Genomic DNA, 17,849 nt, shown 5'->3' on the forward strand with positions numbered 1-17,849 from the left:
CCTCATCTCCTCATAAACTTTATAAGTTTTTCTTTATGTAGTAATGCAAACATACTTAAGTAATATATGAGTGTATGTAAGTAATGCATTCCAATTTTGATTAGAGAAAAAATAAATAGAATGAATTTTGATTTTTTTGAAAAAACATGTTGACAAGGAAAAGAACAACGTCCTATAATACGTGTAACAAATAAAAGTTAATTAAGAATTTTCTAACTTTATATGTTGTATATGCAAAGAAGAGGAAAGTAGATGATTATGATCGTTTCAGAGAGCTACTCCAAGGCTGTGAGGGTAGTAACAATCGAATCATTGAAGATCACCTCGGAGCATCGCTTGCGAAAGGGAAACTGAGTAGAGGGCGGCGGCATCGTCTCCGGTAAAAGGACGGGGGTCTAATTGGACCTACGAAGCTTATATTTCGCGAGAAGTATAAGGAAGCTGAGTGGTAACGCGAAACTCTCGCCTCAGCAATCAAAGCTACTAAATTGTAGTAGTTGATTGCTGAGGCGAGAGTTTTTATTTTAGAAAATAGAATAAGAGAATGCGTGGAAGAGGAGAGTAAATGATAAAGATTGTTTCAGAGAGCTGCCCCGAGGCTGTGAGGGTGGTAACAATGCACTCATTGAAAATCACCTCGGAGCACTACTTTTGAAAATTAGTAAAAAGTAGCGGGTTTGTTCCCGATAGAAAAACAAAAGTCTAATTGGACTTGCAGAGCTTATATTTCGTGAGAAGTGTAAGGAAGCTGAGTGGTACCACGATTCCCTCGTCTCAGCAATGGATTGCTACAAGTATGTAAGTAATCGATTGTTGAGACGAGTATATTTTTAATATTTATATACTGAATATTCTGTTAAAAATACTCATCTCAGCAATCGATGTAGAAATAGATTGCAAAAAATAGAGAAAAAAAGAGGAGCGATGTGAGATGGGAAACCAGTACATTTACATGAATGGGGAATTTGTAGAAAAAGAAAAGGCAGTTGTTTCAGTATATGATCATGGCTTTTTATACGGAGACGGTGTATTTGAAGGGATTCGTAGTTACGGAGGAAATGTATTTTGTTTAAAAGAACATGTAAAACGATTATATGAATCGGCAAAATCTATTTTACTTACAGTCCCACTGACAGTTGACGAAATGGAAGAAGCAGTTTTACAAACGTTGCAAAAAAATGAGTATGCGGATGCTTACATTCGTTTAATTGTTTCACGAGGAAAAGGTGACTTAGGGCTCGACCCTAGAAGTTGTGTGAAACCGAGCGTTATTATCATTGCAGAACAATTAAAGTTATTCCCTCAGGAATTTTACGATAATGGATTAAGCGTTGTATCTGTTGCATCAAGACGTAATACGCCAGATGCATTAGATCCACGCATTAAGTCAATGAACTACTTAAATAACGTACTTGTAAAAATTGAAGCGGCACAAGCAGGAGTGTTAGAGGCTCTTATGTTAAATCAACAAGGATATGTTTGTGAAGGTTCTGGCGATAATGTTTTCGTTGTGAAAGATGGAAAAGTATTAACCCCACCATCCTATTTAGGAGCATTAGAAGGTATTACGAGAAATAGTGTTATCGAGCTATGTGAACGACTGAGTATTCCATGTGAGGAAAGACCATTCACTCGCCATGATGTATATGTAGCGGATGAAGTATTTTTAACAGGAACAGCAGCGGAGTTAATTCCAGTTGTAAAAGTTGATTCGAGAGAAATTGGAGATGGGAAACCAGGAAGTGTAACGAAACAATTGACCGAAGAATTTAAAAAATTAACGAGAGAAAGAGGAGTACGTGTTCCCGGGCTGACGGAAAGCTTAGCATAAATAAGGAGAGGAGTTAATTGAAATGAAGCAGCAGTATACAGCGTATGAGAAGTTACAGTGTGAAGAAATGACAGGCGCTGGGCACGTGATTCAATGTTTGAAAAAATTGGGTGTAACGACCGTTTTCGGCTATCCAGGCGGAGCGATCTTACCAGTATACGATGCGTTATACGAAAGTGGTTTGAAACATGTTTTAACTCGTCATGAACAAGCTGCCATTCATGCGGCTGAAGGATATGCGAGAGCTTCTGGAAAGGTCGGGGTAGTCTTTGCTACCTCTGGCCCAGGGGCGACAAATTTAGTTACCGGCTTAGCAGACGCTTATATGGATTCGATTCCTTTAGTTGTCATTACCGGCCAAGTTGCAACGCCTTTAATTGGTAAAGATGGATTTCAAGAAGCGGATGTTGTCGGAATTACAGTACCTGTTACGAAGCATAATTACCAAGTTCGTGATGTAAATCATGTATCACGAATTGTGCAAGAAGCTTTTTACATCGCCGAAAGCGGACGCCCGGGACCAGTATTAATCGATATTCCAAAAGATGTTCAAAATGCAAAAGTCACCAGTTTCTTTAATGAAGAAGTTGATATTCCGGGGTACAAACCAGAACTTGTACCAGACAGTATGAAACTTAGAGAGGTAGCTAAAGCAATTTCAAAATCAAAGCGTCCGCTTCTTTATATTGGGGGAGGTGTCATTCATTCAGGTGGATCCGATGAACTTTTTGAATTCGTAAGGGAGAACCGTATTCCAGTCGTTTCAACTTTAATGGGACTTGGTGCATATCCACCGGGAGATCCATTGTTTTTAGGGATGCTTGGTATGCATGGGACATACGCTGCTAATATGGCGGTAACAGAATGTGATTTACTACTTGCATTAGGTGTTCGCTTCGATGATCGTGTAACAGGAAAATTAGAACTTTTTTCTCCGCACTCGAAAAAAGTACATATTGATATTGATCCTTCTGAGTTTCATAAAAATGTAACTGTAGAGCATCCCATTGTTGGTGATGTGAAAAAAGCGTTACACATGTTGTTACATATGTCTATTTATACACAAACAGACGAATGGCTTCAGAAAGTAAAGGCATGGAAAGAAGAATATCCACTTTCTTATAAGCAAAAAGAATCTGAGTTAAAACCACAGCATGTGATCAACTTAGTAAGTGAATTAACGAATGGTGAAGCGATTGTCACAACAGAAGTAGGACAGCATCAAATGTGGGCTGCTCACTTCTATAAAGCAAGAAAACCTCGGACGTTCCTTACCTCTGGAGGATTAGGAACGATGGGGTTTGGTTTTCCAGCAGCAATTGGTGCTCAGCTAGCTAAAAAAGAAGAACTTGTCATTTGTATTGCAGGTGATGCTTCTTTTCAAATGAACATTCAAGAACTACAAACAATTGCTGAAAATAACATCCCTGTAAAAGTATTTATCATAAATAACAAATTTTTAGGGATGGTAAGGCAATGGCAAGAAATGTTTTATGAAAATCGTTTATCAGAATCAAAAATTGGATCGCCAGATTTTGTGAAAGTGGCAGAAGCTTATGGAGTGAAGGGATTAAGAGCGACAAATTCAACAGAGGCGAAACAAGTGATGTTAGAAGCATTTGCTCATGAAGGTCCTGCCGTAGTTGATTTTTGTGTAGAAGAAGGTGAAAACGTATTTCCGATGGTTCCGCCAAACAAAGGGAATAACGAAATGATTATGAAGAGGTGGGAAGAATGAGTCATACTTTTTCACTCGTTATTCATAACGAGCCAAGCGTCTTATTACGTATAAGTGGGATTTTTGCTCGGCGTGGTTATTATATTTCTTCTTTACATTTAAATGAAAGAGATACAAGTGGTGTTTCTGAAATGAAACTCACAGCAGTTTGTACTGAAAATGAAGCGACATTACTTGTTAGTCAGTTGAAAAAATTAATTGATGTACTGCAAGTAAATAAATTATAAGGAGTGTATGGAATATGAAAACATATTATGAGAAAGATGCAAATGTAGAGTTATTACAAGGAAAAACTGTTGCAGTAGTTGGTTATGGATCACAAGGTCATGCGCAAGCACAAAATTTACGTGATTCTGGTGTAGAAGTTGTAGTTGGTGTTCGTCCTGGTAAGTCGTATGAAGTAGCGAAAGCAGATGGATTTGAAGTAATGTCTGTTTCAGAAGCGGTTCGAACCGCACAAGTTGTACAAATGTTATTGCCAGATGAACAGCAAGCTTATGTGTATAAAGCAGAGGTAGAAGAGAATCTTCGTGAAGGACAAATGTTACTTTTCTCACATGGATTTAATATTCACTTCGGACAAATTAACCCGCCAAGTTACGTAGATGTAGCGATGGTCGCGCCAAAAAGTCCAGGTCACCTCGTTCGTCGTGTATTTCAAGAAGGAAATGGTGTTCCGGCATTAGTGGCAGTACATCAAGATGCAACAGGAACAGCATTAAGTTTAGCTCTTGCGTATGCAAAAGGTGTAGGCTGTACACGTGCAGGCGTAATTGAAACGACATTCCAAGAAGAAACAGAGACGGATTTATTCGGAGAGCAAGCAGTGCTTTGCGGCGGGGTAACTGCGCTTGTGAAAGCTGGTTTTGAAACATTAACAGAAGGTGGATATCGACCTGAAATTGCATACTTTGAATGTTTACATGAATTAAAGTTAATTGTTGATTTAATGTACGAAGGCGGTTTAACGAACATGCGCCATTCTATTTCAGATACGGCAGAGTTCGGAGATTATGTAACAGGATCGAGAATTGTTACAGATGAAACGAAGAAAGAAATGAAACGAGTTTTGACAGAAATTCAGCAAGGTGAATTTGCGAAGAAATGGATTTTAGAAAATCAAGCAGGGCGTCCAACGTATAATGCGATGAAAAAAGCAGAGCGAAATCATCAGTTAGAAAAAGTAGGGGCAGAGCTTCGTGAAATGATGAGCTGGATTCATGCACCGAAAGAATTAGTGAAAAAATAGAGTAAGTGATTGTAAGTGAAAAATACGTAAGAGGGGATTTGACAAGATGAGAAGTGACATGATTAAAAAAGGTTTTGATAAAGCGCCGCACCGTAGTTTATTAAAAGCAACTGGTTTGAAAGATGAAGATTTTGATAAACCTTTCATAGCGATTTGTAATTCTTTTATTGAAATTATTCCAGGGCATAAGCACTTGAACGAGTTTGGGAAACTTGTAAAAGAGGCAGTTCGCGCGGCAGGTATGGTACCATTCGAATTCAATACGATTGGAGTTGACGATGGTATTGCGATGGGACATATCGGTATGCGTTATTCTCTTCCGAGTCGTGAAATTATTGCAGATTCAGTAGAAACGGTTGTAAATGCACACTGGTTTGACGGCATGATTTGTATCCCAAATTGTGACAAAATTACACCTGGTATGATGATGGCTGCACTACGTATTAACATTCCGACTGTGTTTGTTTCAGGCGGCCCGATGGCAGCAGGAAAAACATCTAAAGGAGAAGTTGTCGATTTAAGTTCTGTTTTTGAAGGAGTAGGAGCTTATCAATCTGGGAAAATTTCAGAAGAAGAATTAAAGGATATTGAAGATCATGGCTGTCCATCTTGTGGTTCTTGTTCCGGAATGTTTACGGCGAACTCTATGAACTGTTTATGTGAAGTGTTAGGTTTAGCTCTTCCTGGTAACGGGAGTATTTTAGCAATTGATCCAAGACGTGAAGAGTTAATTAAACAAGCAGCAGAGAAATTAAAAATTTTAATTGAAAGAGATATTAAACCGAGAGACATCGTAACGGAAGAAGCGATTGATGATGCGTTCGCGCTTGATATGGCAATGGGTGGATCAACGAATACAGTATTGCACACATTAGCTCTCGCACAAGAAGCGGGTTTAGATTACGATATGAATCGCATTGATGCCGTTTCAAGACGTGTACCACATTTATGTAAAGTAAGCCCTGCTTCCAATTGGCACATGGAAGATATTGATCGAGCGGGCGGGATTAGTGCAATTTTGAAAGAGATGAGCCGAAAAGAAGGGGTGCTTCATCTAGACCGAATAACGGCTACCGGGCAGACGTTAAGAGAAAACATTGCTCATGCAGAGATTAAAGATAAGGAAGTTATTCATTCTCTCGAAAACCCTCATAGTGAAGAAGGGGGATTACGTATATTAAAAGGAAACCTTGCGAAAGATGGAGCGGTTATTAAAAGCGGTGCAACAGAGGTAAAGCGTTTTGAAGGACCTTGCGTTATTTTTAATTCACAAGATGAGGCGCTTGCGGGCATTATGCTTGGAAAAGTGAAGAAAGGCGATGTAGTTGTTATTCGCTATGAAGGACCAAGAGGTGGCCCTGGTATGCCAGAGATGTTAGCGCCAACTTCAGCGATTGCTGGAATGGGATTAGGTGCAGATGTTGCGCTATTAACGGATGGTCGTTTCTCGGGTGCTTCACGTGGTATTTCAGTAGGACATATTTCACCAGAAGCAGCTGCGGGTGGAACGATTGCACTTCTTGAACAAGGGGATATTGTATGTATTGATGTTGAAGAACGCTTGCTAGAAGTAAGAGTTAGTGATGAAGAATTAGATAAGCGTAAAAAAGAATGGAAACGACCAGAAGCGAAAGTGAAAACTGGCTGGCTTGGACGTTATGCACAGATGGTAACATCGGCGAATACAGGTGCAGTTCTAAAAATCCCGGATTTTGATTGAGCCAATTTAAAAGAGATAAGGATGATATATAATGGTGCAGAAGGTAAAGGAGAGAGTGAAAATTGAAGATATCTTAATGGCTCATAATTGCATGAAAGATATCGTTATTAAAACACCGTTACAACGTGATACAGTTTTATCTGAGAAATATGATTGTGACGTTTATGTAAAACGAGAAGACTTACAATTGATTCGCTCTTTCAAAATTCGTGGTGCGTACAATTTAATTCAAAGTTTATCGAAAGAACAATTACAAAACGGTGTTGTATGCGCGAGCGCTGGTAATCATGCGCAAGGAGTTGCTTATACGTGTAATTTATTGAAGATTGCGTCAAAAATCTTCATGCCGACGACAACACCTAAACAAAAAGTATCACAAGTACAATTTTTCGGTGGTGATTTTGCGGAAATCGTATTAGTTGGTGATACATTTGATAGCTCTTTCCAAGAAGCGCAGCGCTATTGTGAAGAAAATAGAATGACGTTCGTTCATCCGTTTGATGATCCGTATGTAGTTGCTGGTCAAGGGACAGTTGCAGTTGAAATTATGCATGATATGGAGAAATCGGTTGACTATATCTTTACGGCAATCGGCGGTGGTGGGTTAGCATCAGGTGTTGGTACATATGTGAAAGGTGTTAGTCCTGCTACAAAGGTTATTGGTGTAGAGCCGATGGGAGCTGCATCTATGAAAGAGGCTTTTCTTCAAAATGAAAATGTCGCATTAGAGAAAATAGATAGTTTTGTTGATGGGGCAGCTGTTAAAAAAGTAGGAAAGTTAACATTTGAAACTTGTAAAGATGTAATTGATGACATTGTTTTAGTACCAGAGGGAAAAGTTTGTACGACGATTTTAGAACTGTATAAGAAAAATGCAATTGTAGCTGAACCGGCTGGTGCACTATCTATTGCAGCGCTTGATTTATATAGAGATGAAATAAAGGGTAAAACAGTTGTATGCACGCTAAGTGGTGGAAATAACGATATTGATAGAATGCAAGAAATGAAAGAACGTTCGCTCATTTACGAAGGATTAAAACATTACTTCATTATTGAATTCCCGCAACGTTCAGGTGCGCTAAGAGAATTTCTTGATAAAGGATTAGGACCAGAAGATGATATTACGCGCTTTGAATACATTAAGAAACATAATAAAGAAAATGGTCCAGCGTTAGTCGGCGTAGAGTTGAAACATAAAGAAGATTATGAGCAATTAATTACTCGCTTTAAAGAAAATAATATTCAATTTATGGAGCTTAATAAAAATCCTATTTTGTTTGATTTACTTATTTAATAGAAGGAAAGGGATAACATACGGTTTTACTAGAAATAAAAAAGATAGATATAAGCAGTAGAAACGCTACTTGTATCTATCTTTTTATAGTTAAACTAAATATTTTCCATATTCAAGAAGGATAAAGCTAGTTAACCAAAAGAGTATCGCAATACGAATGATTACATACATAGTAAATTCAAAGGTAGTAAGTTTTCGTTCGCGTTTTATTTTTTTTAGAAGTCTAACAGAGAAAATTGAACATAAAAGTAGAACGGCTATAGATATTTTATAAATATTCTCTAACAAACTTACATTTTCTAATAAGTCTTTCAGCATGTTCATCACCTATTCTGTAATGTATGTTACAGAGAAATAGATCTTGAGCTGTCTAGTTTCGTTTGTTTTTTATTTTCCCTGTAGCATCAATTTCTACATCAGTTGAAATTGTTTGTAAATATTGAAGAGCTTTTTTCTTTTCTTCCACATTTACAGGGGAAACTTGGTTGTTACGAATGATGTAAGGATTGAATGACATTTGTACATCCTTTCCTTTAAAAGTTAAAGTTAATACGCCAGTTTCGGCGCTTTTCCCATTCACATAACTCGGGAATAAAAAGTTACCTAATGAGTAAGCGATAGGAACTTTATTATAATACTCAAACCCTTGTAACCAATGTGGATGGCTTCCGACAATTGCGTTAGCTCCTGCTTCAACCATTTTAGGTACATATTGTTTTTGGTATTCTACCGGACGATTTGATTTTTCAACGCCCCAATGCATATAGACGATTAAATAGTCTGCATCTTGTTTTTGCTCTTTAATTGTTTTTGTTACGAGATTTAAATCATATCCGTTTGCAACACCAGGTTTATTGTTACCAGCTACCCAGTTCGTATCAGGCATAAATCGAACGAAGGAAAGAAATTTGAACTTTTTCCCTTTTACAGTCATTTCTCGTGCTGTATATGCATCTTTTGCATTTTTTCCGGCTCCGATATAAGGGAATTTTAATTTTTCTACGTGAGAAATCGTGTCTAATAATCCATCTTGCCCATAATCAAGTGTATGGTTATTTCCGATATTTACGATGTCATATCCAGTGTTTTTTATAGATTGTAGCGTGGATGGATCACTTTTAATCCAAAACAGTTGTCCAGGAGCTTTCTTTTCTCTCGTTGTAAATGCTGACTCTAAATTAACGAAAGAAATATCAGCTTTTGTTATTTCTTCTTTTACATGTTGGAATGGATAATCAGCCCCATTTTTTTCGATTACAGGACGTAATTGCCAATCGAACATTGTATCACCAGAGAAAGTGAGTGTAATTTCCGGGTCTTCTATTTTCTTTTCACTTGTTGAAGCGGTTTTACTAGATTTGTTTTGCAAATCGGGTTTGTCTTTCGCTTTTGAAGTAAAAGAGTAGTTAATTAATAAAACAATTGGTGTAATGCAAAAGGCTATTAACAGAAATCGTTTTAGTAAAGTTTTCATAAATACCGTCCCTTTTGAATTTATACCGCAATTTGTGGGCAATAAAACTCACGTTAATTAAAGTTTCACATTATGTATTACTACAAAAAAAATTGCGGTTTATGTTGTGGAAAACATTTGTTAATATTCTCAATATTAAGTTAACATATAGATAACCTGTAAATCAATGTATAAACCAAAATATAGAAATAAAGAATTCGAAGGGTGGTGCGACACGTTCCTAAGTGAAAAGCTTAGGCATTGTCGAACTTACAGTTCAACAGTGAACTGTCATTCCAAGAAGTCAAATGATAGGGTAACGCCTTGAAGGGCTTCCTTTAATACTCCGACATGCAGTGAAGTTAGCAAGAACTGAACTGTATGAAGCTCGGTGAAGTCGGTTGAGAGTTACCGTAATCCTATAGGATACGAAAGTCACTCAGAGGTGGGTGGTGTAACCTATAAACCGGAAGTCTATAAATTACCTATGGTTAGTATGCACTATGAACCAATAGAGTATGGTATGTGCGGACGAATCTCTGATGGTACGGGTCTATATCGGAAGTAAGTCGAAAGGCTTACTGACACAATTAGTGTCGCTACTGTGGATGAGTAAAACTCGCCTTTATGAAAGTCCATATATTGTTACAGGCAATATCAAGGTAGCAGGCTCATAGGAGAAACCTAACGGTATATGCACAGATAGGAATGACGGAACGTGGTAAGCTGTCAACACTGAGGGCTTGCTTCCGATGAAGTGGTTCTAGGGAAAACAATTGTAAATTGTATAACCTAGGTTTATGACAGTGAAAGTGGTGGCACAGTACCTATGAAACGTGTAATGAACGTGGAGGGATAGCCACTAGTCGATTGAAAACTGACTGTTACTTATGGTTGACATGGTTTCGAGTAAGACTAAAGAGATGTAAACCTCCAGTAAATAAGGGGAGGTTACAGCCCATGTTAAAGAAAACTAAACTAAGGCACAGTGAATATTACGACATGCAAAGAAAGTATGATGAGTTATATTCTAATAGCCTTAATGGTAACAATTTCTATAAATTAATTGATATTATCGGTTCGGAAGAAAATATTAGATTAGCATACCGCAACATCAAAACTAATAAGGGGAGTAACACGGCTGGAGTTGACAATTTAACCATTAAAGATATTTGGCACCTAAACGATACAAAGATTATTCATGAAGTTAGAAAACGATTAAATAACTATCAACCACAAGCAGTTAAAAGAGTCCTTATCCCAAAAGAGGGCAGTGATAAGAAGCGACCCCTGGGGATTCCAACAATTTGGGACAGATTAGTACAACAATCTATCCTCCAAGTATTGGAACCTATTTGTGAAGCTAAGTTTCATAACCATAGTTATGGATTTAGACCGAACAGAAGTACACACCATGCACTAAGTAGAGTTGTAAGTCTTATTAACATAGGTCACCAAAACTACTGTGTTGATATTGACATTAAGGGGTTCTTTGATAATGTATGCCACAAAAAGCTATTAAGGCAAATGTGGACTCTGGGAATAAGAGACAAATCACTTCTATGTGTTATTTCAAAAATCCTTAAATCTGAGATAGAAGGAGAGGGTATTCCCAATAAGGGTACTCCGCAAGGAGGAATTATTTCTCCTTTACTTTCCAACATTGTTCTAAATGAACTTGATTGGTGGATAAGTAGCCAATGGGAAACCTACAAACCTCACAGAATCTCTACTCGGCATTTAGGGTTTCGACAATATGCTAGGAAGTACACGAATCTAAAATGTGGTTATGTAGTGAGATACGCGGATGACTTCAAAATAATGTGTCGGACTTATGATGAAGCACAACGCTTTTATCATGCGACAGTTGATTTTCTCAAATCCCGCTTGGGATTAGAAATTAACCCCAAAAAGTCCAAAGTGGTTAATCTCAAGAAAAACTCGTCAGTTTTCCTTGGATTCAAAATCAAAGTGGTTAAACAAGGTAAAGCTAAATTTGGATATATTGCAAAAACCAGTATGTCCGACAAAGCTATTACAAAAGCTAAAAGACAACTAAAAGAACGAATCAAAGGAATTCAAAAGGAGCCGACTTCAGAGAAAGTTACTCAATTTAATTCAACCCTTCTTGGTATACAAAATTACTTTAAATATGCGGTTACAATTTACATGGATTTAACGGAGGTAAATTACTCTCTGCGAAGAGTCATAAGAACCAGACTTAGAAACAATATGAAGCACATGAAGTTCTGTGAAACATCTGTGAATTTTAAAAGGAAGACCAAAGGAATACAACCCAACACTAAGATTTACGCTGTACAGAACACTCCACTCTTACCAGTTACAGGAATACATCATAAAAACCCGTGGAATTTTTCGCAGGTTATCTGTAACTATACGGAAACGGGGCGTAATAAAGTACATAGTAATCTTAAGGCAATACCTAAGGATGTTCTCAACCAAGTTATGAGGACTTATTCGAAGAATAAAAGTATTGAGTACAACGATAATAGGATATCAAAATACGTTGCTCAATATGGTAAGTGTTATGTAACTGGTGAGGAAATTGGTATTGAACGTGTTCATTGTCATCACATTGTTCCCATTAAACAAGGTGGGGATGACAAGTACAACAACTTGGTAATTGTAGATTGGTTTATACACAAACTGATTCACATGACGAATCTTAATAAGATTACACATTACCTTCGGTCTTTTAAACTTAACAAGAAACAAATGGATAAACTGAATGTGCTAAGAACTAAAGCTGGAAATGAACCGATAGTAACATAATTTGATTTTAAAGTCAGTTGGAAACGATGGAACGCCGTATGCTAGGAAACTAGCACGTACGGTGTGAGGTGGGGGAAAAGGTGGAGATTACATCAAAGCCTTACCTATCATCATAAGAATAAGAAATGGTTATATTAGGAGCAGTTGTAAATGGGATTTGTATTATATTTGGTACTTTACTAGGTAAATTATTTAGTAGGATTCCAGAAAGTATGAAGGGAACAATTATGCATGCAATCGGTTTAGCGGTTACTGTGCTTGGGCTTCAAATGGCATTGAAAAGTGAAAATTTTCTTGTTGTCATACTAAGTTTAGTGATTGGTACCGTCATCGGGGAATGGCTACAATTAGAGAGAAAGTTAAAACTGTTAGGAGATTGGCTAGAAAATAAAGTTGGATCAAAAGGGAAAGGGAGCATATCAGAAGGCTTTGTAACTGCTACTTTAATTTTTGCAATAGGTGCGATGGGCATACTTGGTGCACTCGACAGCGGGATTCGCGGCAATCATGATATTTTATTTACAAAGGCGATTATCGATGGATTTATTTCTATTATATTAACGACAACTTTAGGAATTGGTGTAGTATTTTCGGCGATTCCAGTTATTTTATACGAAGGAGGGATCGCGGTTTTTGCAACACAAATTAATAGTTTGGTCCCGAAAGAATTAATGAATCAATTTATAGTGGAAATGACAGCTACAGGTGGTATTATGATAGCCGCTATTGGATTGAACTTACTTGGTGTTATTAAAATTAAGGTGGCAAATTTATTGCCAGGTATATTGGTAGTTGGAATAATCGTTTCACTTATTTATGGTTACGGTTTACTAGTAAAGTAATAGGGGGTGGAGATACATATGGAGGAGTATAAATTTACAAAACGTGTTCATAACATATTGAAGATTGCAGCAGAAGAGGCAGAAAGTAATATCATTCAACCAGCTCATCTGTTTATCGGTATGTGTAAAGAAGGTACTGGAGTTTGTAGCGAGTTGTATATGTATTTGTTCCGTAAAGTGGGGATAGATTTTTCAGAAAAACTTTCAATACGAAAACAATACGATTCACCGTATCAAGAGTATGAAAAAATAGGACAATATAAGGTATCTTATAAGGTGCTAGAAATTTTACAAATAGCGAAGAAACGTATGGAACGTTTCCAGCAAGTAATAATGAATGAAGGACATGTTATATATGCACTATTTCATGTAGATACGTTTATTGGAAATGTACAAATAAAAAAAGATATATTACGTATTATAGCTGAGCCAAGAGATTTAGCGGTCGATCTAAAATGTTTTGTTCCTACTTATAATCATTTAATTTGTACTGTTAGAAAGGCTAGCCCTTCTGATTTTGAAAAATTAGCAAGTTTTGTTAAAGAGGAATTTGGTGAACGTTGGTTACATTCAATAGAGTATGGATTTCGTACATATAAAGATAATTTACCTATTTATATAGCAGAACAAGAAGAAGTGATAGTAGGTTTCGCTTGTTATGATGTAGTGAGAGGAAAGAAGGGATTGTTTGGTCCAATGGGCACAGCGAAAAAAAATCGTGTGAATGGTGTAGGGAAGCAATTGTTATATCGTTGTTTACATAGTATGAAGAAAGAAGGATATGAATACGCAATTATTGGACAAGCAGGTCCGGTTGAGTTTTATGAGCGATGTTGTAATGCACGTTTAATACCGGTAGAGAGTAATTAACCAACTCCATATATGGGAGTTGTTTTTTTTATGAAAATAATGTAGAGATGTAGTGATTTTCACTAGAAAATAGCGGGTTTTGTAGTGAATTTTACAAATAAAGCAAATTACTAAACTTTTTACAAGAAAGGGTGTAGAATGGGTATCTAAAGAAAGAAGGTGTGAAAATGGCCAGCTGGAAACGAAATTTGATGATTTGTTGGCTAGGTTGTTTTACCACTGCAGCCGGTATGAGTTTAGTAATTCCTTTTTTATCTTTTTATATTGAGGAATTAGGAGTAACTGGCACTTCTAGTATTGCACAGTGGTCGGGACTTGCATTTGGTATAACATTTTTAATGGGTGCGATCGTATCACCAATATGGGGAAAGCTTGGTGATATACATGGACGGAAATTGATGCTTATTCGTGCGAGCCTTGGTATGGCGATTATTATGACGCTTATGGGGTTTGTAACGGATGTGTATCAACTAGTCGCACTAAGATTTTTGATGGGAGCGGTATCTGGTTTCCTTTCAACGGCGATGACATTTATTGCAGCAGAAACTCCGAAAGAGCATTCAGGTTGGGCAATTTCTACAATTTCAACTGGGGGCGTGAGCGGTTCTTTACTTGGCCCATTACTTGGTGGTTATTTGTCGGAGTTAATTGGAATGCGCCATGTTTTTCTTGTTACAGGAGCTTTTTTATTCCTTTCTTTTCTCATCGTTTTTTTCTTCCTACATGAAGAGAATCACTCCGCTCAAGCAAAAAAAGTACAACAGAAAAAAGTATGGACGATGGTTCCAGCAAAGCATTTAATTATTAGTTTATTTGTAACAACATTTATTATTCAACTTGCGAACATGTCAATTCAACCTATTATTACATTGTATGTAAAGAATTTAGAAGGCCCAGGAACAGCTCATATTGAAATGATTGCAGGTGCAGTCATGTCTGCGACAGGTTTAGCTATTATTATGGCAGCTCCTAAGCTAGGTAGATTATCAGATCAAATTGGTCCTCAAAAAACGTTAGTTGTAGCGTTGTTTGCTGCAGGAATTATTTTTATCCCGCAAGCATTTGTAACCTCAGCTTGGCAACTATTAATTCTTCGATTTTTATTAGGTATCGCACAAGCAGGATTATTACCTTCCGTACAAACTCTACTAAAACAACATACACCAACCCATGTAACGGGACGAATATTTGGATATAATCAATCGTTTCAGTTTTTAGGAAATATGATTGGACCAGTACTTGGTGGACAAATTGCAGCACATGCGGGCTTCCAATATGTTTTCTTCTCTACATCATCACTATTATTTATTGCGTGCATTTGGGTTTATTTTCATAATAAGAACGAAGAGGTATCAGAGAAACGACATTTGGAAGTTAGTTAACTAAGTGAATGAAAAAGAAGAGGATGAAGCAACGATTGCTTCATCCTTTTCTTTAAAATTGAAGACAAAGATAACTTAATGTACCCATCTCATAACTGCGGTGAATGACTTCACCGTTATTTTCACCGCTTCCCATAGCGATAAATAAAGGAACAAAATGCTCTGCTCTTGGTACTGCTAATTGTGCATGAGGGGCATTGTTCTCCCAATTAAATAATGCATCTTTATCAGTAGTCTGCATATGTTTAATAATCCAATCATCAAATTCAATTGCCCATTGTTCGGGTGTCGTTTGATTCCATTTCAAAGCTCGTAAGTTATGAACAGTAACACCGCTACCGATTATTAAAATATCTTCTTGTCCAAGCCCTTTAAGTGCTTCTCCAATCTTAAATTGCTCTTTTGCAGGAAGGAATGGATTGACTGAAATTTGGACGACAGGAATATTTGCTTCTGGATACATGCGGTGCAGAAGAGTCCATGAGCCATGATCTAAACCTCTCGTCATATTATGATGGACTGGAATACCTTTGTTTTTAAATTTTGTTTCTAACATAGATGCAATGTTAGAAGAACCTTTCGCACGATATTTGATTTCGTATAACTCAGGAGGAAAACCTCCAAAATCATAAATTGTTTCATATTCGTTATCTGATGAAGAAATCGTTAATGCTTCACTTTCCCAATGAGCAGTGAAAATAATAATCGCTTTCGGTTTATATGTTGCTCCAAGTGTTTTTAAAAACCTTGTATAGTCTGTATCTTGAATAGCAAGCATCGGTGATCCGTGTGCTAAAAATAATGATGGCATCATAATAGAAACCTCCCAAAAAATATAATAATTACTTTATGTAAGTAACTATATAATCTTATTTCAAATTCGTCAACATAATAGTTATTGAGCTAATTGGAAAAGTGCGGCATTTGTCATAATGAAAGCAATTGCATATAATACATAATAAGAATAATGAATGGATATTCATTTTTTGATATACATAATAGAGTTGGGGGCTGACGAAATGAACGTACAGGAAAGTTTCGTTACGGCATTGGATGGATCGGAAATTTATTTACGTAAATGGCTACCAGAAAGAGATCCGCGAGGAATTATTCAAATTGCACATGGTATGACAGAACATGCAGGTGTTTATACAGACTTTATTGCTGCGTTATTAAAAGCAGGGTATGGTGTTTATGCACATGATCATAAAGGTCATGGGAAAACAGTGAAAAGAGAAGAAGATTATGGTCATTTTAAACCAAATGTAGGTTGGAATGAGGCTGTTTCTGATGTTATTTTTGTATCAGAAACGATAAGAAAAGAGCAGACATGCCCGTTATTTTTACTTGGACATAGTATGGGTTCTTTTTTATCAAGACGTGCTGTACAACTGAAAGGTGAATTATATGATGGATTCCTTATTTCAGGAACTGGTGGAAATCCAGGGATTTTAGGAAGTATCGGTCATAAAGTAGCGACAATTGAGATGAAATTACGCGGGGAAAAAACGAAAAGTCCAATGTTAAATTTTTTATCTTTCGGAAACTTCAATTCACACTTTAAACCAAATCGTACAAAATTTGATTGGTTATCTTCAGATAACAGTCAAGTAGATAAATATATTGCGGACCCATTATGTGGATTCATTTGTACAACGAGTTTTTATCGAGAATTATTTTCTGGTGTATTAGAAGTAAATAAACTAGAAGAGTTCAAAAAAACACCGAAAAACCTTCCGATACATATTTTTTCAGGAGATCGTGATCCTGTTGGGGATATGGGGAAAGGTGTAAAAGAAGTATATGAAAATTATAAAAAATGCGGCGTGACAGATGTAACGCTGCATTTATATGAAAATGGCAGACATGAAATGTTCCATGAAGTAAATAAAGATGAAGTATTTCAAGATTTGATTTCTTGGTTAGATAAGCATATTGTATGAGAAGAAACCTCACTTTTTGAAGTGAGGTTTCTTTAAGGAGCTGGAGGAATAGTTATGAGTGAATTTGTTAATAAAGAATATGTAGAAATAGATTTTCAAGATGTTTTGATTAAGGAAGAGGAATTGAAGAATAGTACATTCATAAAATGCCGTTTTAGAGGGATAGATGCATCGGAAGTTTCTACTGAAAATTGTAACTTCATAGAATGTGATTTTACCGGTGCTCTTTTTAACGCTTCTATTCATCAAGGAACTACATTTGCGAATTGTAAGTTTGTTGGTGCGAATTTATTCGTATCGAAGTTTGAAGAATGTAAAATGACTGGCTCTGATTTTGAAGAAGCGAATTTAGACGGAATAACTATCATATCGGGTGATTGGTCATATACGAATTTAAGGTTTGCGAACTTAAGTAAACAAATGTTAAAGGGTATACGTTTCATGGAAGCGGACCTATATGAATGTAATTTAGAAAAAGCAGATTTACGTGAAGCGGATTTAACCGGTGCACAATTAGGTAAGGCGAAACTTAGCGGTGCAAATTTAAAGGGAGCGATAGTTGATAGAATTGACTTTACAAGCTTTAATTTGAAAAATGTAAAATTAGATATAGCACAGGCAGTTGCGGTAGCTAGATGTTATGGGGCTAAGGTAAACTAAATTGTTTAAAAAACCGTTCAAATTGCTGAACGGTTTTTTAAATCATAATAGTAGTATAATAGTGAATGAGGTGC

The 17,849-nt window shown here is 36.7% G+C and carries 15 protein-coding genes and 1 other annotated feature; of the genes, 12 read left to right on the top strand and 3 right to left on the bottom strand.

From position 1 onward, the window contains the following. The first annotated feature begins 540 nt into the window (after positions 1–540). Positions 541–780, top strand: a binding site (T-box leader). Positions 781–931: 151 nt separating this feature from the next. The 6 genes from ilvE to ilvA are packed head-to-tail and all read left to right on the top strand — an operon-like array spanning position 932 to position 7,832. Next, the gene (ilvE, locus tag NZ044_RS09175; protein ID WP_000528163.1) at positions 932–1,831 is read left to right on the top strand and encodes a branched-chain-amino-acid transaminase; all 900 of its coding nucleotides are present in this window, start codon (positions 932–934) and stop codon (positions 1,829–1,831) included. 22 nt (positions 1,832–1,853) lie between these two features. Continuing rightward, the gene (ilvB, locus tag NZ044_RS09180) at positions 1,854–3,569 is read left to right on the top strand and encodes an acetolactate synthase large subunit (RefSeq protein WP_000813469.1); all 1,716 of its coding nucleotides are present in this window, start codon (positions 1,854–1,856) and stop codon (positions 3,567–3,569) included. Next, a complete protein-coding gene (locus tag NZ044_RS09185) occupies positions 3,566–3,796 on the top strand; it encodes an ACT domain-containing protein (protein ID WP_000019916.1) in 231 nt (76 codons plus the stop codon). Before ilvB ends, NZ044_RS09185 begins: the two co-directional genes overlap by 4 nt. 14 nt (positions 3,797–3,810) lie before the next feature. Continuing rightward, a complete protein-coding gene (gene ilvC / locus NZ044_RS09190) occupies positions 3,811–4,818 on the top strand; it encodes a ketol-acid reductoisomerase (protein WP_000861150.1) in 1,008 nt (335 codons plus the stop codon). Positions 4,819–4,864: 46 nt separating this feature from the next. Beyond that, the gene (gene ilvD / locus NZ044_RS09195; RefSeq protein WP_001255822.1) at positions 4,865–6,538 is read left to right on the top strand and encodes a dihydroxy-acid dehydratase; all 1,674 of its coding nucleotides are present in this window, start codon (positions 4,865–4,867) and stop codon (positions 6,536–6,538) included. Between the two features lie 31 nt (positions 6,539–6,569). After that, on the top strand, positions 6,570–7,832 hold the full coding sequence (ilvA, locus tag NZ044_RS09200) for a threonine ammonia-lyase IlvA (RefSeq protein WP_000250342.1): 1,263 nt from the start codon (positions 6,570–6,572) through the stop codon (positions 7,830–7,832). Between the two features lie 90 nt (positions 7,833–7,922). Here ilvA and NZ044_RS09205 read toward each other — a convergent pair whose 3' ends face one another. Both NZ044_RS09205 and NZ044_RS09210 read right to left on the bottom strand, forming a co-directional pair. Next, positions 7,923–8,150 carry a hypothetical protein gene (locus NZ044_RS09205; RefSeq protein WP_000910225.1) on the bottom strand — a complete coding sequence of 76 codons (228 nt, stop codon included), beginning with the start codon at positions 8,148–8,150 and terminating at the stop codon, positions 7,923–7,925. A 52-nt stretch (positions 8,151–8,202) separates the two neighbouring features. Then, complete coding sequence (locus NZ044_RS09210; protein WP_000854497.1) at positions 8,203–9,306, bottom strand: CapA family protein; 1,104 nt, start codon at positions 9,304–9,306, stop codon at positions 8,203–8,205. Positions 9,307–10,245: 939 nt separating this feature from the next. Between NZ044_RS09210 and ltrA the strand changes: the two genes are divergently transcribed. The 4 genes from ltrA to NZ044_RS09230 all read left to right on the top strand — a co-directional run bounded on the left by ltrA (position 10,246) and on the right by NZ044_RS09230 (position 15,172). Further along, positions 10,246–12,078 carry a group II intron reverse transcriptase/maturase gene (gene ltrA, locus NZ044_RS09215; RefSeq protein WP_252598036.1) on the top strand — a complete coding sequence of 611 codons (1,833 nt, stop codon included), beginning with the start codon at positions 10,246–10,248 and terminating at the stop codon, positions 12,076–12,078. A 125-nt stretch (positions 12,079–12,203) separates the two neighbouring features. Next, entirely contained in the window at positions 12,204–12,920 is a 717-nt protein-coding gene (locus NZ044_RS09220) for a DUF554 domain-containing protein (RefSeq protein WP_000236050.1), read from the top strand. Between the two features lie 18 nt (positions 12,921–12,938). Further along, positions 12,939–13,790, top strand: coding sequence for a GNAT family N-acetyltransferase (locus NZ044_RS09225; RefSeq protein WP_000393443.1), 852 nt, complete (start codon positions 12,939–12,941; stop codon positions 13,788–13,790). A 167-nt stretch (positions 13,791–13,957) separates the two neighbouring features. After that, positions 13,958–15,172, top strand: coding sequence for a multidrug efflux MFS transporter (locus NZ044_RS09230; protein WP_000179292.1), 1,215 nt, complete (start codon positions 13,958–13,960; stop codon positions 15,170–15,172). 52 nt (positions 15,173–15,224) lie between these two features. On the opposite strand, the gene NZ044_RS09235 is transcribed toward NZ044_RS09230, so the two are convergent. Then, positions 15,225–15,986 (bottom strand): DODA-type extradiol aromatic ring-opening family dioxygenase, encoded by a 762-nt coding sequence (locus NZ044_RS09235; RefSeq protein WP_000982885.1) that lies wholly within the window; start codon positions 15,984–15,986, stop codon positions 15,225–15,227. A gap of 205 nt (positions 15,987–16,191) precedes the next feature. Between NZ044_RS09235 and NZ044_RS09240 the strand changes: the two genes are divergently transcribed. Continuing rightward, positions 16,192–17,115 (top strand): alpha/beta hydrolase, encoded by a 924-nt coding sequence (locus tag NZ044_RS09240; RefSeq protein WP_001102605.1) that lies wholly within the window; start codon positions 16,192–16,194, stop codon positions 17,113–17,115. Between the two features lie 54 nt (positions 17,116–17,169). After that, positions 17,170–17,775: a pentapeptide repeat-containing protein gene (locus NZ044_RS09245; protein ID WP_001288924.1), complete on the top strand. Its 606-nt coding sequence runs from the start codon at positions 17,170–17,172 to the stop codon at positions 17,773–17,775. Positions 17,776–17,849 lie beyond the last annotated feature (74 nt).

The sequence above is a fragment of the Bacillus sp. FSL K6-1338 genome, assembly GCF_038006965.1.
Classification (GTDB): domain Bacteria; phylum Bacillota; class Bacilli; order Bacillales; family Bacillaceae_G; genus Bacillus_A; species Bacillus_A thuringiensis_S.